Source organism: Mesorhizobium sp. M7A.F.Ca.CA.004.12.1.1 (assembly GCF_003997835.1).
Classification (GTDB): domain Bacteria; phylum Pseudomonadota; class Alphaproteobacteria; order Rhizobiales; family Rhizobiaceae; genus Mesorhizobium.
This window is the reverse complement of record NZ_RZRK01001400.1, coordinates 1-697: the sequence shown is the minus strand read 5'-3', so window position 1 is coordinate 697 and position 697 is coordinate 1. Positions and strand designations below refer to the sequence as shown.

Here is a 697-nt window from a genome sequence, read left to right as displayed (position 1 = left end):
ATAGGCGCCGGCGCTGCGCCCATCCTCCAGCCGCACAATAGCCGTCACGATCGAGCCATACGAGCCACGCCAGACGCTGTGGAACCGCTGGTGCTCTGCGGCCGGAACCAATGCCTGTCCACAGGAGCGCGCTCCGCTTCGCTGCATCGCGACAGGCTCGCCGTTGACATGCACCTTGACACTGGCGTTTTCCGCCTCGGCGTCGATCGGCAGTTCGAGCGTGATGGTGATCTCGTCCTGATCGCCCGTCGTGCGCGTCTCGGCGGCAAGCGCGATGACGAGCGGAGGTGCCTTGCCGTCACCGGTTTGCGTGGGCCGGCGGGAAAATACATCTTCAGTCAGTTCCGGCGTGCGTGGGGGCAGGGTGCGGCGCCGGGTCGACTGTTCGAAATCGCCGGCCATGCGCAACAACCTGACATCATCATAGGCCTTGCCGGCGAAAGTCAGGCCGACCGGCATGCCGATATCGGCCATGGTTCCCATCGGCACGGTGACGGTGGGGATGCCGAAATGGCGCCAGACCAGATTGCCGTTGGCGACCCAGGTGCCATTGCGCCAGGCAAGGGCGGCGGACGCCTCGTCGATGTCTGCATCGGCCGGTCCGACATCGGCGGCCGCGGGCAGCACCACGGCGTCGATGCCATGGGCGTCCAGCCAGTCCTCGAAATCGATCCGCCTTGTCGCTTCGAGGCCCTTC

At 66.1% G+C, this 697-nt stretch carries 1 pseudogene; it reads right to left on the bottom strand.

Going from position 1 to position 697, the window contains the following annotated elements:
- Nucleotides 1-697 (bottom strand): annotated as a pseudogene (locus tag EN984_RS36670) (amidase family protein); the annotation flags it as partial.